Here is a 22,230-nt window from a genome sequence, read left to right as displayed (position 1 = left end):
CCAATTGGCTCGTTTTTTATTGTCTGTTTAGGATTAGCAACCCGGTCCACAATCAAGACAGTGTTTAATCATCTCTGGGCCTAAGTGCAGTTTCGCATTCAGGTCGCGCAGAGCAGTGCGAACCCCTTCTTCAATCACCGGGTGATAGAAAGGCATATCGAGCATTTTTGATACTGTCATCTTATTTTGATGTGCCCAAGCCAGCAGGTGCGCAAGATGTTCAGCATTAGGGCCAATCATTTCAGCTCCAAGGAAGCGTCCCGTTCCTTGCTCTCCATAGACGTGCAAGAGCCCCTTGTTACGTAGCATTACCCGAGAGCGTCCCTGATTTTCAAACGATACTTTGCCGATTTCAAAACAGCCGCAATTACCTAGTCGAGTTTCCAATTGCTTGAATGTTTCTCCGACCATGGCTATTTGTGGATCTGAAAATACCGCTGAGATAGACGAACGGCGTAGGCCTTGTCGGATATCAGGGTAGAGACCAGCATTGTCGCCGGCAATTCGGCCTTGATCTGCCGCCTCGTGGAGCAACGGAATCTGATTACTGGCATCACCGGCGATAAAAATATGGTCTACTGATGTTTGCAGTGTGTAATGATCCGCTGTTGGTACGCCGCGTTTATCAAGGGTAACTTGAGTATTTTCAATGGCCAGCTTATCGACATTCGGACGGCGACCCGTTGCTGCAAGTACATAGTCAACAATGAAGTTTTCCAGCTTGCCATCGTGATTGATGAATTGGATCTCGACTTTATCTTCACCCTCTATGCGTTGCATACTTTCGACTTTCACGTCAGCATCAAGATAAAACTCTTCTTTAAACGCTTTGTCGGCATAGGCCATCACTTCAGGGTCCGTCAGTGGTCCTACTTGGCCACCTAGGCCGAACAGTTTGACCTTAACGCCGAGTCGATGCAGTGCTTGACCTAGTTCAAGGCCTATTACCCCCGGACCAAACACAGCCACGGATTGAGGAAGATCATCCCAATCAAATACATCATCATTAATAACCAAACGATCCCCTAGCTCATCCCAGACACTTGGATAAGCAGGGCGGGAGCCTGTTGCAATCACAATACGTTTAGCCGTGATTTGGGTATGGTCATCCACCATCAATGTGTGGTTGTCTATGAACTTGGCATAACCAGACACTTTATCCTCTGCTGGAATTTCATCGACACTCTCTAGAACAAAACCAACGAAGCGATCGCGCTCGCGTTTAACACGATCCATTACTTCGCGGCCATCCACACGAGTTTCGCCCTGAGGGTGAATGCCAAATCCGGGCGCTTTTTCAATCTGATGCACGCTTTCAGCTGCGGCAATAAGAAGCTTAGAAGGCATGCAACCGACACGGGCACAGGTTGTTCCGTAAGGACCGCCCTCTATCATAACGACACTTGAGGTATGAGCCTTTGCTGCACGGTATGCGCCAAGGCCTGCTGTACCGCCACCAATAACTGCTACATCAACATTAAGCTGTTTCATTTTAGATTCCCGTTTAGTTTATCCAGGCTACCTCGATAAACGAGGAAACCCGAATGTGAAGGGTGAAATCCAAGGTGATACTGGATTGTAAAAAGCTTATCCGGCCGTCGGACAGCCGGAAGATCAAGGCGTTTTATTGACCGAGGTAAGATTCAAGCTCTTCGCTGCCACCAATGTGCTTACCACCAATGAAAACTTGAGGTACCGTCGTGCGACCTGAAATAGCACGCAAACTGACGGTTGTTGCGTCTTTACCCAGAATCACTTCCTCATATTGAAGACCGTGGTCGATAAGGTTTTGTTTCGCCTTAGCACAGAAAGGGCAGCCCGGCTTAGTAAATACAGTAATAGATTCCTGAGTTTTGTAGTCGGGTGCGATGTAATTCAGCATAGTATCAGCATCAGACACTTTGAACGGGTCACCTGGCTCGTTTGGCTCAATGAACATTTTCTCTACAACGCCATCTTTAACTAGCATGCTGTAGCGCCATGAGCGCTTGCCAAAGCCAAGATCGTTTTTATCAACCAACATGCCCATACCATCAGTGAATTCGCCATTACCATCTGGTAGGAAAGTGATATTGTCAGCTTCTTGGTCGCTCTTCCAAGCGTTCATAACAAAGGTGTCGTTAACCGAAACACAGATGATTTCATCAACGCCATGGTCTTTAAAGACAGGAAATAGCTCATTGTAGCGAGGTAAATGGCTTGATGAACACGTTGGAGTAAAGGCACCAGGAAGGCTAAATAGAATCACGGTTTTGCCTTTGAATAACTCATCGCTGGTGACATTAACCCAAGCATCGCCTTGGCGAGTTGGAAAAGTAACTTGTGGAACGTTCTGACCTTCTTTGGATGTAAACATAATCGTACCTTTGGGTAAATTGGATTTCATTCGTATTAGAGCTTAGCGTGCTTTACGTAAGCTGCTGTCTTGCTATGGATTTATTATTAAAAATTTCCTTTGATAGCTCTAATCGTTTGATGCTATTGTTTTGATAGATTTTTTCTATCTTGTTGGGTGGTTAGGTTACTAAGATGAATATCCGAGATTTTGAGTATCTGGTTGCTCTTGCCGAGCACAACCACTTCCGTAAGGCGGCTGAAGCTTGTTTTGTTAGTCAGCCAACCTTGAGTGGTCAGATTCGTAAATTGGAAGATGAGCTGGGAACGGCCTTGCTGGAGCGTAGCAGCCGACGTGTCCTTTTTACGGATGCGGGGCTACAGCTGGTGGATCAGGCCAAACGTATCTTGTCTGAAGTAAAAACATTCCGCGATATGGCCAGCGGTCAGGGTGAAGCAATGACAGGGCCAATGCATATTGGCTTTATTCCCACCCTTGGTCCTTACCTTTTACCCAAAATCGTGCCAGCTTTGAAAGAGCAATTTCCCGATTTGGAACTCTATCTCCATGAAGCTCAGACCAATCAATTGGTACGCCAGTTGGAAGACGGAAAGTTGGATTGTTTGGTATTAGCTTCGGTGGCGGAAACTGCACCTTTTAAAGAAATTGCCGTGTACGAGGAGCCTTTGAGTATTGCTGTTCCGTGTAAACATGAGTGGTCAGATCTGGACGAAATTGACATGTTAGAGCTCAATGGTAAAACCGTGTTAGCACTTGGTGATGGGCATTGCTTGCGTGATCAGGCTTTAGGTTTTTGCTTTGCGGCGGGCGCGAAAGATGACGAACGCTTTAAAGCGACCAGCTTAGAAACATTACGTAATATGGTGGCAGCAGGGGCGGGGATTACTCTTTTGCCTGAACTGTCTTTACCAAAAGAAAAACAGAAAGATGGTGTGTGTTACGTCAAAGCGACCAATCCGGTGCCTTCTCGAAGTATTGTGCTCGCTTATCGCCCGGGCTCGCCGCTGCGGTCTCGCTTTGAGCAACTCGCGTTGGCTATTAAGCACCAGCTTGAATCTCAGTAGTTCGGCAAAGTTAGAAAGGGCGGAGACCATGGTCTCCGCCCTTATAGTTACGATTTAGAACAGCTCTTCACTCTCGGCAGTGGTATATATGCTGTCAGTGATTTCATCAGTGGCATATTCCGTTGGCTCTGTCCCTTGAAGAAAGTATTCAAACATCGAGCTGGAGTCGAATTTGTTGGTTAACAGACCCGAGTTGCGGTCAATGCGGACACGAACAATATTCGCAGGTATTTCCTTTTGCTGAACTGGGATATCGGCTAGGGCGGTATGCATGAAATCGACCCAAGCTGGCTGTGCGGTTTTCGCCCCTGACTCTGCTCCAGTGATAGGGTTGTTACTTAAGTTTGGATTTGACTTTGTTCTCCCTAACATCCTAGTGTGATCATCGAAGCCAACCCAGACTGTAGCCACTATACCCGGCGCATAGCCGCTGTACCAAGTGTCTTTAGAGTCGTTAGTAGTACCAGTTTTACCACCGATATCGCGGCGTTTTAGTTCTTGTGCGCGCCATCCCGTACCATTCCAGCCTGTACCTTCACGCCAGTTACCGCCGCCCCAAGTATTGCTGTACATCATTTCACGTACCAAGAAAGCCGTTTGTTCTGATATCACTTGTGGAGCATATTGTGGCTGTTGATCCTCAGGCTCCACATCCTGCTCTTGGTATTCATTGGTTACGGTTTCTGTCTTTTCACAATCTTGGCGACAGATAGTTTTAGGTGTTGCCGTAAACTCAAGATCACCAAAGGGTCCTTCTACCTTACTGATGTAATAAGGCTCGACATAGTAGCCGCCATTGGCAAAAACAGAGTATCCCTGAGCGACTTTTACTGGCGTTAAACTGCCAGCACCTAATGCAATGGTCTCTGACCGAGGAACTTGATTAATATCGAATCCAAATCGAGACAGATATTGACGTGTCTCATCTAAACCCACTTCACGCAGAACACGTATTGCCATCACGTTTTTAGACTGGGCTAAACCTATGCGTAAGCGGGTCGGGCCAATGTAGGTCGGCGGCGAATTTTTTGGCCGCCACGCAGTACCTTGGCTTTTATCCCAGTGGTTAATCGGCGCATCATTGATCAGTGTGGCTAGCGTTAGCCCTTTATCAATCGCTGCTGAATAAATAAAGGGTTTGATGCTTGAGCCTACTTGACGAATGGACTGAGTCGCACGGTTAAACTTGCTATGTACGAAGTTAAAGCCGCCTACTAGGGACATCACGGCGCCGTTTTCTGGGTTCATTGCGACGAAGGCTGTATTCGCATTGGGAACCTGACTTAGATGCCAGCTTATTTGAGGCTCACCTTCTTCGACGGGTGTTTCTACCTGGCGTACCCAGATTTGCTCACCCTCAGCGAGAACTTCGGTTGCTGCCTTCGGAGCTGGGCCTTGGCGATCATCGGTCAGAAACTTACGCGCCCATTTGATACCGTCCCAGTTAATGGTTTGTTCACCTCGGTTTTTCACCCACACAGTTGCTTGTTGAGCGCTCACTTTTGTTACTACAGCTGGCAGTAAAGAGCCGTAGGTCGGGACATTGTCTAGAGTGTCGTCAATCTGCTCTTCATCCAATGCTGTCTGTCCGGTTTTCCACAGCACTTTTTCTGCGCCGCGGTATCCATGGCGTTGGTCATAAGCGAGCAAATTGTTGATAGCAGCTTCGTTTGCTGCGACTTGCAGTTTTGAATCTATGGTTGTGTAGATATTCATCCCTGAGGTGTAAGCCTCTTCACCATAACGTGACACCATCCATGCGCGCGCCAGCTCAGCTACGTAGGGAGCACTAAGCTCGATTTCTGCGCCGTGGTAACGTGAGATGATCTCTTCAGCGCGAGCTTGATCGTATTCATCTTGGGTAATGTACTTTTCATCCAACATACGTGCGAGTACAACATTACGTCGATTAGTGGCACGATCGATGGAGTAGATAGGGTTCATGGTTGATGGCGCTTTTGGCATACCGGCCAAGGTCGCAAGCTCACTCAGTGTCAGATCTTTAAGATCTTTACCAAAGTAAGTCTGAGCGGCGGCACCAAAGCCGTAAGAGCGATAACCCAAGAAGATCTTGTTGACGTACAGCTCCATGATCTCTTCTTTGCTCAGCAGTTGCTCAATGTGGATCGCGATAAAGATCTCTTTGATTTTACGCATGATTTTCTTCTCATTAGATAAGAAGAAGTTACGCGCAAGCTGCTGAGTGATCGTACTCGCGCCCTGCTTTGCGGAACCAGAAAGAGCTACGACAACGGCTGCACGAGTAATGCCAATAGGATCGATGCCTGGATGATCGTAAAAACGGCTGTCTTCTGTCGCGATCAAGGCTTCAATTAGGTGTTGAGGGATCTCATCGTAAGTGACAGGAATGCGGCGCTTTTCACCAAACTGAGAGATCAGCTTACCGTCTTGACTGAATATCTGCATTGGTGTCTGCAGCTTGACATCTTTTAAAGTTGCTACATCTGGCAACTCTGGTTTTACGTAGAGGTAAAAACCAAAAATGGTTCCGACCCCAAGTACCGTGCAAACCAATACGAAAATAAACAATCGCTTTATGAACTTCACCGGAGAATCCCTGATTAATTAAGCTTACGTTATGCAAACCTAGGTAGTTTAAGCTAAAAGTAGCTCAAATCTGTTTATGTGCTTACTAAATCAACGATTTAAGCCGAGGCGCTAGGCAAACTTTACGGAGCTGAGCTCAATGGTCAAATCATTAATTACAGGCATAGATATCAGCCACCAGAGTATCAAAGCGGTGGTCTTAAAGCCTGGAAAAGACACTTTCACACTTGTTAGTTATCACCAAATGCCAATTGAAGCGAACATTTTCACTGATAACTACAGGTTAAATTATCAGAAAATTGTAAAGAAACTCAAAGAACTAAGAAAGGCTTTGCCACTATTTAGTCGCAAAGTGTGCCTGAGTGTCCCTGACAGTTCAGTAATAAGTAAGCGATTACAAATAGATAGCGATCTGAGCGATGAAGAGTGCCAGTTTGTTATTACTCGGGATTTTGCTCAGCAGTCTCCGGTTGAGGTTGAAGCGCTTTATCTCGATTTTATTGCTCTTTCTCATGAAAAGACGCAGGCGAAAATGGATTATCAGGTGTATGCGATTAGAAAGGAGTGTATCGATACGCGGCGTAAGCCGTTACTGAAGTCGGGTTTTACCCCTATTTTGATCAACCCCCATTCACACAACCTTATTCAGTTGTGGCGACGAGCGTCTAGGCGGTGTGGAAACACAAACTGGCTATTGATGGATGTCCACTCAGATTGTGTAGCTTTGTGCTTTGAACGTGAACATCTGGGAGTGGTCTATAAAGAATTTCCTTTCGAGGAAGAGGATTCATCGCTGGGTAAGGTATTGGAACCCCTGCTCCTAAATATTGAGCTTATAGATGCTGAGCTGGAAGGTGTTTGGCTAAGTGGTGAAGCGAATCTGTTCTCGCAACTAACGTCTCTTTTGTTGCCTAGATTAGGGCTCCCTTGCATGCCACTTGAGCTGTGTGATCTATTCGATGCTAAGCACCAGCCAAAGATTGGTCCTCAATTTGCAATTGCACTCGGTTTGGCTTTAAGCGGTGCTTATTGGCTGGAGAAGCATCATGCAGCCTGAAATCAACTTAATACCTTGGCGTACTGATCAGCGTCAGCAGAGAATCCATCATCTTGTCTTTTCTTTGAGCTCTGTGGTGCTGATTGCTTCACTGGTGGTTGTAACTGGCGAGCACTATCTGCAATCACAGATTCGTCTTCAGCAATCACGTGTCGAGAAACTAAAGAACTGGAGTTCCCACTTAGATCAGAAAGTTAGCCAAGTAAATGCTATTGAGCAGAAAGTAGCAGCGCTAAAGGGGGAAATCATTGAGTTGCAGGAGCTGCACGCACAACGCTATTTCCCATTACAACTCATAGCGCTGCTTCCAGAACTATTGCCTGAAAGTGTGTATCTCGATCACATCAACTTGGTCGGTAGGCAAGTGAGTCTAGCTGGTATAGCTGAAACAGCTGAACAATTAAATGAACTGCTGGCTAACTTGCAACGTTCACCCATGATAGAGGAGGTGAAGTTGCAATCAGTTGTGCATGGTGTGCAGCGCTTTAGCAATATTTACCAATCCTTTTCGCTGACGTTTGAGCTGGTGGAGCGTTCCTATGATTGAAGTGCGTGGTGTTAGTTTAGCGAGTTTATCTAAGTTACAACGGCTTTGGTTGTGTGGTACTTCTCTGTCGGTGCTACTGGCCTTAGGTTATTGGTTGGTGATTAGCCCGTCACTGACTCACTTGGAATCTTTATTAGTCAAAGAGCGGCAACAGAAAAGTATCATTGAGCAAAAACGGCAAACGGTCGCTTTGCTCTCGCAGCGTCGGTCTGAGCTGGAACAACTTGAGCAAAGAAAAGCGCAACAGCGGGTTCACTTTATTCAGACAATAGACGTCACGGGGGCATTGAGCATGATTAATCAAATCGCTCAGCAACATGCGTTGGTACTTTCCCATATGAATCAAACAGGCCATCGGCCCAAAGGTCCTTTTCTGCAGTCATCGCTGCAGTTCGAGCTGTCAGGTAAATATCAGCACATTGCTGCCTTTTTCCAGACGCTGGTCACGCGGCCTTATGCTGTTTATTTTGATGCACTGCGTTGGCGTCGTACGCAAAGTGATAGTCCGCAATTAAATTTGCAAGGTGAGGTGTATCTCCTTCTGCCTCTAAATGAGGTGAGCAGTGAGAGCTAGCCTAATTATCTGTTTGTATCTTGTCTTGAGCGGCTGCAAAGCTAACCGCCAACCATTGGAATTTGTACAAGTAGAACAAAAAGAACCCCATGTTCTGTCTTTGACCAAGTTTAATCCGAAGCGTTTTCACGCCCTGCAAGATGTGAATTTATCTATTCAGCGCGACCCCTTTTTATTGCCAACCGCTTTGTTGGGAGCAGAGGCACCTATCTTAGGCTGTCACAAAGATGCTGTCGCCAACAGCTCACTTAAAACCTATCCATTAGATCAGCTGCGCTTAGCAGGAGTGATGACGGTTCGGGGCAAGCATGCTGCGCTTATTGAGTTGCCTGATGGGGCGCTGATCACCAGAGTACAAGGAGAGTTTATTGCGGCGCATAGTCTCATCACTGATGTGACAGTAGAAGCTGTTGAAATTCGCGAGCCTGTGCAAGATAGCAAGGGTTGCCTTAGCTACAGAACAAGACGACTGGTAATGAATTAGGTGAGAATGATGAAGGTATTTTGCATTGTATTACTTAGTTTGATCGCGATTTTGAAAGACGCTAATGCTCAAATTCACTCTCCGAGTCGTTCTGAGGTGGAGAGTGAAGTCCATAGTCACAGCACCTTATCTGTTAATTTTCAGGATATCCCTGTTCGTAAAGTGTTACAGCAAATAGCAGATCACAATAATTTTAATCTGGTTGTTTCGGATGCCGTTACGGGTAACCTGACATTGAGATTAAAGGATATCCCCTGGCCCCAGTTGTTGGATATTATCCTTCATATGGAAGGGCTTGAAAAACGCATGAAAGGAAATGTTTTACTGGTGGCGCCAGCGACCGAAATCGCGCAGCTTAAGCAGCAACAGTTGGAGCAGGTGAAAGTCTCATCAGAGCGACAGCCACTCACGTCAGAAATTATCTCTATACGCTTTGCTAAAGCGGCAGATATAGCCGAGATGTTAGGTGCACAGGCAAAGACGAACATGCTGTCTGAGCGTGGTTCGATTGCGATTGATACCCGGACCAATAGCCTACTTATTCGAGATGTTGCCAGCCATATTCAAGCAATGAGGTCTATCATCACCGCCTTAGATGTCCCGGTGAAGCAAGTCCAAATAGAAGCGCGTATCGTCAGTTTGAACGAAGGCGATTTACAAGAGTTGGGTGTGCGTTGGGGGTTCAGTTCTACCAACGGGAGCCACTCGGTTGGAGGATCGATCGAAAGCAATGCAGAGAAGCTCAACTTATATGGGGACAGTGGTGTGTCACTGGATGATTTTTTAAACGTCAATTTGGCCGCAACTTCTGCCACTGCGTCGACCATTGCATTTCAAGTGGCCAAATTGGCCAGTGATACTTTGCTTGATCTTGAGTTGTCTGCATTACAAAGAGAGTCGCGTGCAGAGGTGATCTCAAGCCCGCGTTTAATGACGACCAACAAACAGCCCGCTTATATTGAACAAGGAACCGAAATACCGTACTTAGAAGCCGCATCGAGTGGCGCAACTAGTGTTAACTTCAAAAAAGCAGTACTGAGCTTGAAAGTGACGCCGCAGATTACCTCTGATAATCGCTTAATCTTAGATCTGAATGTTACGCAGGACAGGCCGGGCCAAGTTGTAAAAACGGGTACGGGAGAAGCGGTGGCGATAGATACGCAACGCATTGGGACTCAAGTATTGGTGAATAACGGTGAAACGATTGTGTTAGGCGGAATTTACCAACACAGTGTGTCTGATACCGTTGATCAGGTGCCGATTTTAGGTGATATTCCCCTGTTGGGAGCCCTTTTTCGACGAACTTATCAGCAAATGGGTAAAAGTGAATTGCTGATTTTCGTTACTCCAAAAGTGGTCGTTCCGTCATCAATCAACAGATAGATGAAAATAAATTTGCATTAGTGTCACCTTATCTAGATAATTTCGGGTCTTATCACGAATTATCTGTGAGGAATAGGTGCTGCAAGCATATCTTAGACCAGAGAAATCTTGGTTTTCTTGTAGCGATGTCATTGAATTAACGTTGTAAATTAATGCTGAACATGGCTGAAAAACGCAATATTTTTCTTGTTGGACCAATGGGTGCCGGCAAAAGTACAATTGGTAGACACCTGGCTCAACAGCTTCACATGGAGTTTGTTGACTCGGATACAGTGATCGAAGAACGCACTGGCGCGGATATCGCGTGGGTGTTTGACGTGGAAGGCGAAGAAGGCTTTCGTGTCCGTGAAGAAAAGGTGATCAATGACCTAACTGAAGAGCAAGGTATTGTTCTGGCAACAGGCGGTGGCTCTATCAAGAGTAAAGAAAACCGCAATCGCCTTTCTGCTCGCGGCATTGTTGTTTACCTTGAAACCACAATCGAAAAGCAACTTGCACGTACTAACCGTGACAAGAAACGCCCTCTACTTCAAACGGACAACCCTCGTAACGTGTTGGAGTCACTGGCTGGTGAACGCAACCCTCTTTACGAAGAAATTGCGGATTACACCGTGCGTACCGACGATCAAAGTGCAAAAGTGGTAGCCAACCAGATTGTAAAAATGCTAGAAGAACGTTAATACGTCAAATTTTAGCAACTGGAGAATACCCATGGAACGGATTACGGTCAGTTTAGGTGAGCGTAGCTATCCAATCTCAATTGGTGCCGGATTATTTAATGATCCGGCCCACCTTTCTTTTTTATCTGCAAAACAAAAAGTCGTTGTGATTACTAACGTCACGGTTGCTCCTTTGTACGCTGATAAAATCTTATCTCTTCTTGAGCAAGTAGGCTGCGAAGCCTCTGTACTTGAGTTGCCAGACGGCGAACAGTACAAATCGCTGGATACTTTTAATACCGTGATGAGTTACCTTCTTGAAGGCAACTTTGCACGTGATGTCGTCGTGATAGCACTTGGCGGTGGTGTGATTGGTGATCTCGTTGGTTTTTCTGCTGCATGTTACCAACGTGGTGTCGACTTTATTCAGATCCCAACAACGCTATTGTCTCAGGTGGACTCCTCAGTCGGTGGTAAAACTGCTGTGAACCACAAGCTGGGTAAGAACATGATAGGGGCTTTTTATCAGCCTAAATCGGTGATTATCGACACCGATTGCCTCGCAACGCTGCCACCAAGAGAGTTTGCGGCGGGGATTGCTGAGGTGATCAAATATGGCATCATTTACGATCAGGATTTCTTTGTCTGGCTAGAAGAAAACCTCGACAAACTCTACGCACTGGATGAGCAAGCTTTGACTTATGCGATAGCTCGTTGCTGTCAAATCAAAGCAGAAGTGGTGGCTTTGGATGAAAAAGAGTCAGGCATTCGTGCATTGCTGAATCTAGGTCATACATTTGGTCATGCGATCGAAGCTGAGTTAGGTTATGGTAAATGGCTACACGGTGAAGCCGTTTCTTCAGGCACTGTGATGGCAGCAAAAACTGCCGAGCTTCAAGGGCTTATCACGGAGCAGCAAGTAGAGAGAATTCTCTCTATACTGAAGAGAGCGCAATTACCTGTGCATACACCAGAAACTATGACCTTTGACGACTTCATGAAACACATGATGCGCGATAAAAAAGTTCTCGCTGGTGAACTGCGATTAGTGTTACCGACCAGTATCGGTAGCGCTGAAGTAGTGAAAGGTGTGCCTGAATCGGTTATTAAGCAAGCGATCGATTTTTGTCGCGATATCTAAGTTCTTTTCTTTAGACAGTAGGCTGTCATTAGGATGGTTAAATGAGTTTGACGCATGAATCCCGTGTGTTGGAGTTAGCTTCTCAAGTTGAATTGCTTGAACGTATGCAATTGCTGACTAACTTCGGTTCAAACTTAGTCACTGTTGGCGGTGCATCAGGGGCTGGTAAGTCTTGGCTTGCCCAGCGTTATTTAGAAGCGTGGGTGTCAGATAAAAACCAATCACTCCTGATGTGTCATCCAAGTCAGGATGATCAGCAGCGCCGTACTATGATTCTGTCTCAGCTCTTTTCTGACTCAATGTTCAATCCTGCAGATCCTCTAGCTGAGAGTTTTGCCCGCCAGATGCAAGGGGAAAGCTGCGATGCGGTGATTGTTGTGGATGACGCCCATCTTCTACAGGAGACATTTGTATCTGAATTGTGGATGCTGATTTTGGAAGCGCAGGAAAACCCTGCTTGGACAATTAATGTGGTGTTGTTTGCCCAGTCGAATAGTTTGGATGTATTACTGACTCGGCTCAGTTATGGGCAGGATCACAAGCCAATTGATCTGGAGATCGAACCACTAAGTCAGGATGAAGCCGATCGATTTTTTGAACACTTAGTGATTCGTTTTGTCGAAGATGAAAGAGAAAAACGCGTACGTAATGCGTACCGAACTGTGGCCCGTCGACCGGGTGAGATTATGGCTTTAGGGGATCATAAAGTGGAAAAAAGGATTATTATCCGCTCAATTATTGGCTCACCAATTAACATCGCATTATTGGTGGTGACCTTACTGTTATTGATTGGTGGTGGGTACTGGTGGATGATGAGTCAACCCTCGCCTGATGATAAAGCACAGCAAATGGTTGATGCTATTGAGCAGACCGTCATCCCTACTTTAGCTAAAGACCCTGTGCCTGAAGCGGAGCTGAACAACTCGATGGAAGAGGAGTCGATGAGCACCGATCCTATGCTTGCTTCTGCGGAAGATGATTCTGAATCTCTACCGCCGGCAGTAACAGAGCAAACGTCGAGCGTGGGCAATCCAGAAAGTGATCATCAGCGTGTCGTGATTACTTCTGAGGTGGTAGACGCTCTGCTCGAGGGTAAGCCTGAAACCGCGGATACCACCGCTATAGAACAAGTGGTTGAGCAGTCTATTCCTCAATCAGAACCCTCAGCGACTCCAAGTGCTGTGGAAGCCGAGCCAATTGCTCAAACAGAGAACTCCCCTCAACCAGAAAAGACAGTCATTACGTTCTCTTTTACCAAAGAGGAACTAAAGCGCTTTTCTCCCCGTAGCTATACGCTACAGCTGGCCGCCGTACAATCACTGGAAGATGTGCAAGCTTTTCTCGATAAATATAAATTATCTGACAATGTGTATATCTATCCAACGATGCGCAATGATATCGAGTGGTTCATCGTCACATATCAAAACTATCCAACCATTCAGGTGGCAAGGGATGCAGTAGATGCATTGCCCGATGACTTGCAACGACTAGACCCTTGGGCAAAATCGCTCAGTCAGGTTCACCGTGAAATTGAACGAGTGAAATAACGCTGAGCTTAGCGGGAAAATATGTTACATTCCGCAGCCTTAATTTGTGGTTGATAGATAGAGCAGTTGATGAAGAAGCAGCGTGCCTTCCTGAAATGGGCGGGTGGAAAATACGGACTTGTCGAAGATATCCAGCGATACTTGCCTGAAGGCCGTAAGCTGGTAGAGCCGTTCGTTGGTGCTGGTTCTGTATTTCTCAATACTGACTATGAGCAGTATCTGCTTGCTGACATTAATCCTGATCTGATTAATCTCTATAATTTACTTAAAGAAAAGCCAGATGATTATATTTCAGAGGCCAGACGATGGTTTGTCCCTGAAAACAATCGCAAAGATGCCTACTTGTCTATTCGAGCAGAGTTTAATGGCTCCGATGACGTGATGTATCGCTCGCTGGCGTTCCTTTATATGAACCGTTTTGGTTTTAATGGCTTATGCCGTTACAACAAGAAAGGCGGTTTTAACGTCCCGTTCGGTTCGTATAAAAAGCCTTATTTTCCTCAGGCTGAGCTGGAGTTCTTTGCCCAAAAAGCGAAGAAAGCGACATTTGTGTGCGAGAGCTACACCGACACGTTCAAACGTGCTCGCAAGGGCAGTGTAGTGTATTGCGATCCACCCTACGCTCCACTTTCTAATACAGCCAACTTTACCTCTTATGCGGGCAACGGCTTTACTTTGGATGACCAGGCCGCATTGGCGGATGTGGCAGAAAAAGCCGCTAAAGAGCGTAATATTCCAGTGTTGATTTCTAACCATGATACGACGTTAACACGCCGGCTATACCACGGGGCAGAACTCAATGTCGTCAAGGTTAAGCGTACGATCAGCCGCAATGGCGCTGGGCGCAACAAAGTAGATGAACTATTGGCGTTGTTTAAGCCACAAGACAACCGTTAACGACATTTCTCTTCTCTCATCTATCTTCTGACCTTTAGCTTAGGTAGAATTGCGTTCAACTTATATTCAGTCGTTTTGCTCAATTCATTTTAGAGGTCAGGTATGAAAGATTTCCTTATCGCTCCATCGATTCTATCTGCAGATATGGCTCGCTTAGGCGAAGACGTAGAAAAAGTTCTCGCAGCGGGTGCCGATGTGGTTCACTTTGACGTAATGGATAACCACTACGTACCTAACCTAACCTTTGGTGCGCCTATCTGTCAGGCACTGCGTGACTACGGTATTACTGCACCAATCGATGTACACCTAATGGTGAAGCCAGTCGATCGCATTATTCCTGACTTCGCTAAAGCAGGTGCGTCTATGATCACTTTCCATATCGAAGCCTCTGAGCACGTTGATCGCACACTTCAGCTTATCAAAGAGCATGGTTGTAAAGCGGGTGTGGTACTCAACCCAGCGACACCGCTATCTCACCTTGAGTACATCATTGATAAAGTCGACATGATTCTTCTGATGTCAGTAAACCCTGGCTTTGGTGGTCAATCTTTCATTCCTAAAACACTCGATAAGCTACGCGCAGTTCGCAAAATGATTGATGAATCTGGTCGCGATATTCGTCTGGAAATTGATGGCGGTGTGAAGGTTGAAAACATCCGAGAAATTGCTGAAGCGGGCGCGGATATGTTTGTAGCAGGTTCGGCTATCTTCAACCAGCCAGACTACAAAAAAGTGATCGATGAAATGCGCGCTGAACTTGCTAAGGTTAACTAATTCAATGAGCAACATTAAGTTAATCGCATTCGATTTAGACGGTACGTTACTTGATAGCGTGCCTGATTTGGCGGTTGCTGCTGACCAAGCGGTACAAGCATTAGGCTACCCTGCAGTGACAGAAGAGCAAGTGCGTGATTACGTAGGTAACGGCGCTGATGTTCTTATAGGTCGTTCACTGAGTCGAAGCCTAACGGTCTCACCAGATTTAGACCCAGAATTGCATGCTAAAGCGCGTATTCTGTTTGATGACTACTACGAGCAAAGTGGACACAAGCTCAGCCACCTCTACCCAGCAGTAAAGGAAACCTTGGCAGAGCTGCACGAAGCGGGCTTTACCATGGCGCTAGTGACCAACAAGCCATCGAAGTTTGTCCCTGAGGTTCTGGCGAAGCACGGTATTGATAAGTACTTTGTTGATGTGCTCGGGGGCGATACGTTCCCAGAGAAAAAACCTAACCCAATGGCACTAAATTGGCTGCTTGAGAAACATGGCTGTCAGCCACAAGAAATGCTAATGGTGGGTGATTCAAGTAACGATATCAAAGCGGCGAAAAACGCAGGCTGTCATTCGTTTGGTTTGACCTATGGGTACAACCACGGTGAGCCTATTTCTGCCTCTCAACCGGATTATGTCGCAGATACCATCGCAGATTTAGCAGAACTCTTAACGGTTTCAGCTTAATAGCGACAAAAGAGCTTTTAAAATACTCGTTAATGAGTACACTGAGTAAACCGTGTGGATAGAAACCACGCGGTTTTTTCATTATTTAGCATAAGAAGTCAAAGGAATTATTCCCATGAGCAAACCCATCGTATTGAGTGGTGTTCAACCATCAGGTGAACTAAGTATCGGTAACTACTTGGGTGCTCTACGTCAATGGCAGCAGATGCAAGATGATTACGATTGCCAATACTGTGTTGTCGACCTTCACGCAATTACGGTTCGCCAAGATCCGAAAGCGTTGCACGAAGCGACTCTAGACGCACTAGCAATCTGTCTTGCAGTTGGTGTTGATCCGCAAAAGAGCACGCTATTTGTTCAGTCACATGTACCAGAGCATGCTCAACTTGGTTGGCTTCTTAACTGTTACACCCAGATGGGTGAACTGGGCCGAATGACCCAGTTTAAAGACAAGTCTGCGCGTTATTCGAAAGACTCATCTAGCCAATTTGGTGATGTGAACGTGGGCTTGTTCGACTACCCAGTGTTGATGGCAGCAGATATCCTTCTCTACGGTGCGCATCAAGTACCAGTTGGTAGTGACCAGAAGCAGCACCTTGAATTAGCGCGTGATATCGCTAACCGCTTCAACAATATCTACTCGCCAGAGCAGCCAATCTTCCAAGTGCCAGAGCCGTATATTCCAACAGTGAATGCGCGAGTGATGAGCTTGCAAGATGCGACTAAGAAGATGTCTAAGTCGGATGATAACCGTAAGAACGTGATCACTCTGCTTGAAGAGCCTAAGTCAATCATCAAGAAGATTAACAAAGCTCAGACAGATGCAGAAACGCCACCGCGTATTGCTCATGACTGGGATAACAAAGCCGGTATTTCTAACCTAATGGGTCTTTACTCGGCGGCAACAGGTATGAGCTTTGAAGAGATTGAAGCTAAGTACCAAGGCGTGGAGATGTACGGTCCATTTAAGAAAGATGTTGGTGAAGCAATTGTTGCTATGCTTGAGCCTATTCAAGCTGAATACCACCGTATCCGTGCAGATCGCGCATACATGGATCAGGTGATGAAGCAGGGTGCTGAGAAAGCGTCTGCACGCGCCGCGGAGACACTGAAGAAAGCATACGAAGCGGTAGGTTTTGTGGCTCGCCCATAGACCTATCTGCTTTCGAACAATATAAAAAACGGACTCATTTGAGTCCGTTTTTTTATATCCAGTTTATGATGCTATTGAGCACCTTCAAAGCCCATTTGTCGCCATGCTTCAAAAGCGATAATGGCGACTGCGTTAGATAAATTGAGGCTGCGAGCATCAGGCATCATTGGGATGCGAATACGCTGTTCCATTGGCATGCTCTCAATCAGCTCTGCTGGCAGGCCGCGGGTTTCTGGGCCAAACAGTAACACGTCACCTATCTGGAAATGAGCATCAACGTGATGACCAGTTGTTTTTGTCGTACAGGCAAAAATACGGAAGCTTTCGCGCTCTTTTTCTAGGTATTCAACAAACGCTTGATAGTTTTTATGCCGAGTGACACGTGCTAAGTCATGGTAGTCGAGGCCAGCACGGCGAACTTTTTTCTCTTCTAGGTCAAACCCAAGTGGCTCAATTAAATGCAGGTTAGCGCCGCAGTTGGCACACAGGCGAATAATGTTACCCGTGTTGGGGGCAATTTCAGGCTCATAGAGGGCGATATCGAACATAGCGTTAATTTCTTATCATCTGCTTGGAAACACAGCAGTATAAGGCGGCTTTAAGAAGCCGCCAAGCCTGAACTCGAGGATTGGGTTATGCGTTTTGTGCTAGTGCTACTGCATAGTTTTCACTGACGGCATCCCAGTTGACGACATTCCACCAAGCATCAATGTATTCAGGGCGACGGTTTTGATAGCTGATGTAGTAAGCGTGTTCCCATACATCCAGCGCCAAAATAGGCTCACCTTGAACGCTCGCCACATCCATCAATGGATTGTCTTGATTACTTGTGGAAGTGATGTGCAGCTGACCTTCTTTGACGACTAACCACGCAAAACCAGAACCGAAGGTATTGATGGCCGCATCGGCGAACAGAGCCTTAAATTGCTCAAAACTTCCAAAAGTAGCATTAATCGCTTTTGCCAAGTCGCCTTCAGGTTCGCCGAGTGCACCTGGTGTCATGCAGTGCCAATAAAGAATATGATTGTAGTAACCTCCACCGTTGTTGCGAATGGCTGGAGAGTACTGGGAAATATTGGCAAAGATATCTTTCAGTGAGGCATTTTCCAGTTCGGTACCTTTGACTGCAGCAATAAATTTATCGAAGTATGTTCTGTGATGCTTACTGTAATGGACTTCCATGGTTTTAGCGTCGATATACGGCTCTAGTGAATCGTAAGCGTAAGGCAGGTCAGGGAAAGTGTGAGACATAGTAAATCCTCCGTCATTGAAGGATTTACTTTAAATGATAATGAGATCCATTATCAACTGTGTTTTTGTAAGGTTATTGCTTTGGTATCAGCGGTAGGCGAATTTCTACTTTCAGGCCACCAAGCTCGCTACGTAAAGCGCGAATGGTACCGCTATGCTGGCGGATGGCATTTTCGGTAATGGCTAACCCTAATCCAGTACCACCGCTGTGACGATCACGTGCTGTAGAGACGCGGTAGAAAGGGCGGAAGATCGCTTCAAGCTCTTGCTCCGGCACACCTTCCCCATTGTCATCGACAGAGATAGTGAGCTGGTCTGAATGAACGTCGAGTGATACTTGAATAATATCCTTACCGTAGTAGATAGCGTTACGAACAATATTATCGACAGCGCTCATCAGCAATTTCGGGTTGCCCGAAATCATGCGATCAGGGATGTCATTATAGCTCAGTGACTTTTCCATTTGTTCCGCTTCAAATTGCGCATCGGAAAGAATCGCTTCCCAAAGACTTACAATGGGTTGTTGTTCACGCTCGACGTGACTATCGACTTGCATACGGGATAGCTCCAGCAATTCACCGATCATTTGCTCTAGCCGTTGCGCTTCTGTATCTATGCGAGTGAGCTCTGGGCTTTCTCCCTGTTTTCGTGAGGCAAGGGCTGTGGCCATCCGTAAGCGGGTTAAGGGTGAGCGAAGCTCATGTGAGATATCAGACAGCAAGCGCTGTTGACCTGAAATCATTTGATTTACGGCTTCGACCATCTGGTTAAAACTTTTGCCAGCTTGGCGAAACTCTGAGGTGCCTTTTTCTAATTGTGGATCAACAAAAAACTCTCCTTTTGCTACGCGCTTAGCGGCTCGCTCCAGTTTTCTGGCCGGTTGACTGAGCGCCCAGGCAAGCCACAGGAGCAAAGGGGTACTCACCAGCATTACAGCAAACAGCAATTGGAAGGGTTTATCAAACAGTCGAATTAGGAAAGGAGAGGGTTGATTCCATTTGACGCCGATGTACAACAGAAGATCCTTCTGCGCCAGTGTGATTGGCAATGGTCCTGCCACCATATAGTGCCCATAGAGCCTTTGTTTCGGCTTATCTGGATCTTCGATGCCGGTAATAAAATTTTGTACCGCTTTGAGCTTGAAATCCTTGCGATCCCGAGTCGTGAGGATATTGCCTTCAAGATCGGTCAGGACAAAGCGAGGACGAGGATCTCGTGGCGATCGCTTGGGGCCTTCTAACTGAAAAATAATACGCCGTAGATCCGTTTCGTCAGCAAAGCTTTGTTCAATCTTCTGCTTAGTGGCCAACAGCTTTTGGTAATGATCAGCAGGGATATCTCTTGATTTACGTGGATCTAGATGAGGTAGAGACAAAACAGCGATCAGCACCAGAAACATGGTGAACCAGAAGATAGCAAAGATGCGCCCGTAAAGGCTGGTGATTTTGGGCAGACGCATTAATCTTCCTCTACCAACAAATAGCCGCGCCCGCGCAAAGTTTTGATACGTGACTTACCATCTTCACGCTCTGGCAGCTTTTTCCTGAGGTTAGAGACATGCATATCAATCGCACGATCAAAAGCAGCGAGTCGTTTCCCCAGAACATCCAAACTGAGAGTCTCTTTGGTTAAGGTTTCTCCAGGATGCTGAACGAAGTGGCTCAATAGGGCAAACTCTGTTGTGGTGAGTTCAAGATACTGCTCCTGGCAATACGCTTCCTGTTTACCCGGATAAATTTTGATGTCTTGATAGTGGATACAGTCGCTGTTTTTCGTGCCGATTTTGGCCTGTGTGCGGCGCAAAATAGCACGAATACGCGCTAGCAGTTCGCGATCACTGAAGGGTTTAGGTAGGTAATCGTCGGCCCCTAACTCTAATCCAATAACCCTATCTATTTCCTCCCCTTTAGCGGTCAGCATTAATACAGGGGTTTCCCAGTGTTCACGTAGGCGTTTAAGGGTTTCCATACCGTTGAGTTTGGGCATCATGACATCGAGCAGTATTAAATCGATGCTGTCATTAACCGCCTCAAGTCCAGCTTCTCCGTCGTTAGCCTCAGATACACTATAACCTTCGAACGTCAGCACCTCTTTGAGTAAGCTGGTTAGCTCGGTGTCATCATCAATTAATAGGATATTTGCCATGGAATGCATCTCTTCAATATTACCCGTTACACTAATACTACTGATTATTCGTCAAGAGCTTTAGCCAAAAATTTGCTCTTTACGATTCTTTACGCTCTCTAGACGCCACTTTACGTTGCAGTTCGTATTCTACACTCAAGCGCTGTCAAGGCAGCTTGATTCCTCACTCTGGATACGAAAGGTACGATTATGAAAACGGCAAAGAAATTGATATTAGCGGCGGTGATTCTTCCTTTGACTCTGGGCACGGCAAGTGCATTCGCTTTTGGTGGCAAAGATCATAAAAAAGGCCACCACGGTGAGTTTGGTTTTGATCGTGGTATTATGCGTCAGCTTGATTTAACGGACGCGCAGAAAGAACAGATGAAAGTGCTGCGTGAAACGTCTAAAACCGAAATGAAAGCAGAGTTTAAACAAAACTTTGAAACTCGACATGCTGAAATGCAAACCAATAAAGAAAAACTTCAAGCTCTGGTACTCGCGGATACGTTCGATAAAGTGGCTGCGAATGAGTTAGCCAAACAAATGGTTGAGCAGCAGACTGCACGTAAAGTAAAAATGTTGGAAAAACAACATCAGATGCTGAGCATCCTGACGCCAGAGCAGAAAACCAAATATGTTGAACTGCAAAAAGAGCGTGCTGAGAAGCGCTTCAATAAGATGCAAGAGCGCTTAAGTGACAGTTAAACAGATGTGATTTATTAAGGCGGCCGATTGGCCGCCTTTTTTGTATCATTTTTATTCAATAATTTGCGAGTTATACTTAAGGTAATGTTTTTCAAACGCTTTACTTTATGAAACACGAATATGCACGTTTAGTAACACTGGCTGCTTGGACAGCGACGATTGTTGCAACGTTACTGCTGATGGTTAAGTTGGCAGCGTGGTGGGTGACGGGCTCAGTCAGTTTACTCGCCTCATTGATTGACTCTATGCTCGATATTGCCGCCTCTCTGGTCAACCTTTTTGTCGTCAGATATTCACTGCAACCCGCTGACAGAGAGCATACCTTTGGTCATGGTAAAGCTGAGTCCTTGGCGGCGTTGGCTCAGGCGATGTTTATTTCTGGCTCTGCGGTCTTCTTGATCCTCAATGGTGTAGAGCGCTTTTTCCGCCCTCATGAACTGCAATCTCCCGAATATGGGGTATACGTGAGTCTATTTGCCATTGTGATTACTTTTGCTCTTGTTCAGTTCCAAAAATACGTCGTTAAACAAACGGGCAGTCAGGCCATTGCTGCGGACTCTTTGCACTATCAATCTGATTTATACATGAATGCTGCGATTATGTTAGCGCTGGGCTTAAGTTGGTTTGGCATTACTCAAGCGGATGCGGTGTTTGCCGTCGGGATTGGTTTATACATTTTATATAGTGCTGTGCAGATGGTACGAGAAGCGATTCAGACTCTGCTGGATCGTAAGTTGCCGGATGAAGAGTTGGAAGAAATCAAGGCGTGCTGCTTATCAGTCGATGGAGTTTTAGGGGTGCACCAATTACGAACACGTATGTCGGGCCCAACGCGTTTTATTCAGTTGCACCTTGAGCTTGAAGATCAGATCCCGCTACTTGAAGCGCATCGCATTTCTGACTCAGTAGAAAATCGGTTATTGGAACGCTTCCCGCATGCCGATGTATTGATCCACCAAGACCCGTATTCGGTTGTTTTTGGGCCGGAGAAAGAGCAAAAAGCCCAAGATTGGTAGCAGCGGATGGTAAGCCACAGGTCTGAAGCGACAAAATGTGCCTTATTGACTATCTTTTCATCGAGGGCACAATCCGTTGGTATTCTGATGTGTATCAAATCAGAAAAAGAGTAAAACTGTAATACTCTTACATAAGTAGAAAAGTTACATAATTTAGTTTAAATAACAGTAGTATTCCTTGTGCGTCAAGGTAACATACTGCACAGCTATAAGAATCTTGTCAGTAATTCGGTTGTAAATTG

22 protein-coding genes are annotated in these 22,230 nt (G+C 46.1%); 15 read left to right on the top strand and 7 right to left on the bottom strand.

Annotation, left to right across the window (positions count from 1 at the left end):
• Positions 1-33: 33 nt before the first annotated feature.
• Together L1D23_RS19270 and L1D23_RS19265 are read right to left on the bottom strand one after the other, a co-directional pair.
• On the bottom strand, positions 34-1,491 hold the full coding sequence (locus L1D23_RS19270; RefSeq protein ID WP_239870709.1) for a dihydrolipoyl dehydrogenase: 1,458 nt from the start codon (positions 1,489-1,491) through the stop codon (positions 34-36).
• Between the two features lie 133 nt (positions 1,492-1,624).
• A complete protein-coding gene (locus L1D23_RS19265) occupies positions 1,625-2,356 on the bottom strand; it encodes a redoxin family protein (protein WP_239838580.1) in 732 nt (243 codons plus the stop codon).
• 173 nt (positions 2,357-2,529) lie between these two features.
• Between L1D23_RS19265 and oxyR the strand changes: the two genes are divergently transcribed.
• The gene (gene oxyR / locus L1D23_RS19260) at positions 2,530-3,420 is read left to right on the top strand and encodes a DNA-binding transcriptional regulator OxyR (protein ID WP_239870706.1); all 891 of its coding nucleotides are present in this window, start codon (positions 2,530-2,532) and stop codon (positions 3,418-3,420) included.
• A gap of 54 nt (positions 3,421-3,474) precedes the next feature.
• Here the strand turns inward: oxyR and L1D23_RS19255 are convergent, their stop codons facing one another.
• Entirely contained in the window at positions 3,475-5,988 is a 2,514-nt protein-coding gene (locus tag L1D23_RS19255) for a PBP1A family penicillin-binding protein (RefSeq protein ID WP_239870703.1), read from the bottom strand.
• Positions 5,989-6,127: 139 nt separating this feature from the next.
• On the opposite strand from L1D23_RS19255, the gene pilM reads away from it, so the two are divergent.
• From pilM to trpS, 12 genes are all read left to right on the top strand, one after another.
• Positions 6,128-7,045, top strand: a complete 918-nt coding sequence (gene pilM, locus L1D23_RS19250; protein ID WP_239870700.1) for a type IV pilus assembly protein PilM — start codon at positions 6,128-6,130, stop codon at positions 7,043-7,045.
• The gene (locus L1D23_RS19245) at positions 7,035-7,592 is read left to right on the top strand and encodes a PilN domain-containing protein (RefSeq protein WP_239870697.1); all 558 of its coding nucleotides are present in this window, start codon (positions 7,035-7,037) and stop codon (positions 7,590-7,592) included. Before pilM ends, L1D23_RS19245 begins: the two co-directional genes overlap by 11 nt.
• Positions 7,585-8,166, top strand: a complete 582-nt coding sequence (gene pilO, locus L1D23_RS19240) for a type 4a pilus biogenesis protein PilO (RefSeq protein ID WP_239870694.1) — start codon at positions 7,585-7,587, stop codon at positions 8,164-8,166. The genes L1D23_RS19245 and pilO overlap by 8 nt, the downstream gene beginning before the upstream one ends.
• Positions 8,156-8,650 carry a pilus assembly protein PilP gene (locus tag L1D23_RS22310; protein WP_239870691.1) on the top strand — a complete coding sequence of 165 codons (495 nt, stop codon included), beginning with the start codon at positions 8,156-8,158 and terminating at the stop codon, positions 8,648-8,650. The genes pilO and L1D23_RS22310 overlap by 11 nt, the downstream gene beginning before the upstream one ends.
• Before the next feature lie 6 nt (positions 8,651-8,656).
• Entirely contained in the window at positions 8,657-10,033 is a 1,377-nt protein-coding gene (locus L1D23_RS19230; RefSeq protein WP_239870688.1) for a type IV pilus secretin PilQ family protein, read from the top strand.
• 161 nt (positions 10,034-10,194) lie between these two features.
• Positions 10,195-10,713, top strand: a complete 519-nt coding sequence (gene aroK, locus L1D23_RS19225) for a shikimate kinase AroK (RefSeq protein WP_239838680.1) — start codon at positions 10,195-10,197, stop codon at positions 10,711-10,713.
• Between the two features lie 31 nt (positions 10,714-10,744).
• Positions 10,745-11,833: a 3-dehydroquinate synthase gene (gene aroB / locus L1D23_RS19220; protein WP_239870685.1), complete on the top strand. Its 1,089-nt coding sequence runs from the start codon at positions 10,745-10,747 to the stop codon at positions 11,831-11,833.
• Between the two features lie 41 nt (positions 11,834-11,874).
• Positions 11,875-13,380: an AAA family ATPase gene (locus L1D23_RS19215; RefSeq protein ID WP_239870682.1), complete on the top strand. Its 1,506-nt coding sequence runs from the start codon at positions 11,875-11,877 to the stop codon at positions 13,378-13,380.
• A gap of 69 nt (positions 13,381-13,449) precedes the next feature.
• The gene (gene dam / locus L1D23_RS19210; protein ID WP_239870679.1) at positions 13,450-14,277 is read left to right on the top strand and encodes an adenine-specific DNA-methyltransferase; all 828 of its coding nucleotides are present in this window, start codon (positions 13,450-13,452) and stop codon (positions 14,275-14,277) included.
• 102 nt (positions 14,278-14,379) lie between these two features.
• Positions 14,380-15,051: a ribulose-phosphate 3-epimerase gene (gene rpe / locus L1D23_RS19205; RefSeq protein WP_239870676.1), complete on the top strand. Its 672-nt coding sequence runs from the start codon at positions 14,380-14,382 to the stop codon at positions 15,049-15,051.
• 4 nt (positions 15,052-15,055) lie between these two features.
• On the top strand, positions 15,056-15,736 hold the full coding sequence (locus L1D23_RS19200) for a phosphoglycolate phosphatase (protein WP_239870673.1): 681 nt from the start codon (positions 15,056-15,058) through the stop codon (positions 15,734-15,736).
• Between the two features lie 115 nt (positions 15,737-15,851).
• On the top strand, positions 15,852-16,889 hold the full coding sequence (gene trpS, locus L1D23_RS19195) for a tryptophan--tRNA ligase (protein ID WP_239870670.1): 1,038 nt from the start codon (positions 15,852-15,854) through the stop codon (positions 16,887-16,889).
• 71 nt (positions 16,890-16,960) lie between these two features.
• Here the strand turns inward: trpS and trmL are convergent, their stop codons facing one another.
• The 4 genes from trmL to L1D23_RS19175 form a co-directional block, all read right to left on the bottom strand.
• A complete protein-coding gene (gene trmL / locus L1D23_RS19190) occupies positions 16,961-17,437 on the bottom strand; it encodes a tRNA (uridine(34)/cytosine(34)/5-carboxymethylaminomethyluridine(34)-2'-O)-methyltransferase TrmL (protein ID WP_239870668.1) in 477 nt (158 codons plus the stop codon).
• A gap of 85 nt (positions 17,438-17,522) precedes the next feature.
• Complete coding sequence (locus L1D23_RS19185) at positions 17,523-18,140, bottom strand: superoxide dismutase (protein ID WP_239870665.1); 618 nt, start codon at positions 18,138-18,140, stop codon at positions 17,523-17,525.
• Between the two features lie 73 nt (positions 18,141-18,213).
• Complete coding sequence (cpxA, locus tag L1D23_RS19180; protein WP_239870662.1) at positions 18,214-19,599, bottom strand: envelope stress sensor histidine kinase CpxA; 1,386 nt, start codon at positions 19,597-19,599, stop codon at positions 18,214-18,216.
• Entirely contained in the window at positions 19,599-20,285 is a 687-nt protein-coding gene (locus L1D23_RS19175) for a response regulator (protein WP_239838613.1), read from the bottom strand. The genes cpxA and L1D23_RS19175 overlap by 1 nt, the downstream gene beginning before the upstream one ends.
• 189 nt (positions 20,286-20,474) lie before the next feature.
• Here L1D23_RS19175 and L1D23_RS19170 point away from each other — a divergent pair, with 189 nt between their 5' ends.
• Together L1D23_RS19170 and fieF are read left to right on the top strand one after the other, a co-directional pair.
• Positions 20,475-20,972 carry a CpxP family protein gene (locus tag L1D23_RS19170; protein ID WP_239870659.1) on the top strand — a complete coding sequence of 166 codons (498 nt, stop codon included), beginning with the start codon at positions 20,475-20,477 and terminating at the stop codon, positions 20,970-20,972.
• Between the two features lie 107 nt (positions 20,973-21,079).
• Positions 21,080-21,988, top strand: coding sequence for a CDF family cation-efflux transporter FieF (gene fieF, locus L1D23_RS19165; RefSeq protein ID WP_239838615.1), 909 nt, complete (start codon positions 21,080-21,082; stop codon positions 21,986-21,988).
• Positions 21,989-22,230 lie beyond the last annotated feature (242 nt).

The sequence above is a fragment of the Vibrio sp. Isolate24 genome (assembly GCF_022398215.1).
Lineage (GTDB): Bacteria > Pseudomonadota > Gammaproteobacteria > Enterobacterales > Vibrionaceae > Vibrio > Vibrio coralliilyticus_A.
Note: the sequence above shows the minus strand (reverse complement) of the source record. Positions and strands in the feature narration are given on the sequence as shown.

Excerpts from the sequence above, each read along its gene's own strand:
- L1D23_RS19270 (WP_239870709.1), bottom strand. The coding sequence starts at position 1,491 with ATGAAACAGCTTAATGTTGATGTAGCAGTTATTGGTGGCGGTACAGCA.
- L1D23_RS19265 (WP_239838580.1), bottom strand. The coding sequence starts at position 2,356 with ATGTTTACATCCAAAGAAGGTCAGAACGTTCCACAAGTTACTTTTCCA.
- oxyR (WP_239870706.1), top strand. The coding sequence starts at position 2,530 with ATGAATATCCGAGATTTTGAGTATCTGGTTGCTCTTGCCGAGCACAAC.
- pilM (WP_239870700.1), top strand. The coding sequence starts at position 6,128 with ATGGTCAAATCATTAATTACAGGCATAGATATCAGCCACCAGAGTATC.
- L1D23_RS19245 (WP_239870697.1), top strand. The coding sequence starts at position 7,035 with ATGCAGCCTGAAATCAACTTAATACCTTGGCGTACTGATCAGCGTCAG.
- pilO (WP_239870694.1), top strand. The coding sequence starts at position 7,585 with ATGATTGAAGTGCGTGGTGTTAGTTTAGCGAGTTTATCTAAGTTACAA.
- L1D23_RS19230 (WP_239870688.1), top strand. The coding sequence starts at position 8,657 with ATGATGAAGGTATTTTGCATTGTATTACTTAGTTTGATCGCGATTTTG.
- aroK (WP_239838680.1), top strand. The coding sequence starts at position 10,195 with ATGGCTGAAAAACGCAATATTTTTCTTGTTGGACCAATGGGTGCCGGC.
- aroB (WP_239870685.1), top strand. The coding sequence starts at position 10,745 with ATGGAACGGATTACGGTCAGTTTAGGTGAGCGTAGCTATCCAATCTCA.
- L1D23_RS19215 (WP_239870682.1), top strand. The coding sequence starts at position 11,875 with ATGAGTTTGACGCATGAATCCCGTGTGTTGGAGTTAGCTTCTCAAGTT.
- dam (WP_239870679.1), top strand. The coding sequence starts at position 13,450 with ATGAAGAAGCAGCGTGCCTTCCTGAAATGGGCGGGTGGAAAATACGGA.
- rpe (WP_239870676.1), top strand. The coding sequence starts at position 14,380 with ATGAAAGATTTCCTTATCGCTCCATCGATTCTATCTGCAGATATGGCT.
- L1D23_RS19200 (WP_239870673.1), top strand. The coding sequence starts at position 15,056 with ATGAGCAACATTAAGTTAATCGCATTCGATTTAGACGGTACGTTACTT.
- trpS (WP_239870670.1), top strand. The coding sequence starts at position 15,852 with ATGAGCAAACCCATCGTATTGAGTGGTGTTCAACCATCAGGTGAACTA.
- trmL (WP_239870668.1), bottom strand. The coding sequence starts at position 17,437 with ATGTTCGATATCGCCCTCTATGAGCCTGAAATTGCCCCCAACACGGGT.
- L1D23_RS19185 (WP_239870665.1), bottom strand. The coding sequence starts at position 18,140 with ATGTCTCACACTTTCCCTGACCTGCCTTACGCTTACGATTCACTAGAG.
- cpxA (WP_239870662.1), bottom strand. The coding sequence starts at position 19,599 with ATGCGTCTGCCCAAAATCACCAGCCTTTACGGGCGCATCTTTGCTATC.
- L1D23_RS19175 (WP_239838613.1), bottom strand. The coding sequence starts at position 20,285 with ATGGCAAATATCCTATTAATTGATGATGACACCGAGCTAACCAGCTTA.
- L1D23_RS19170 (WP_239870659.1), top strand. The coding sequence starts at position 20,475 with ATGAAAACGGCAAAGAAATTGATATTAGCGGCGGTGATTCTTCCTTTG.
- fieF (WP_239838615.1), top strand. The coding sequence starts at position 21,080 with ATGAAACACGAATATGCACGTTTAGTAACACTGGCTGCTTGGACAGCG.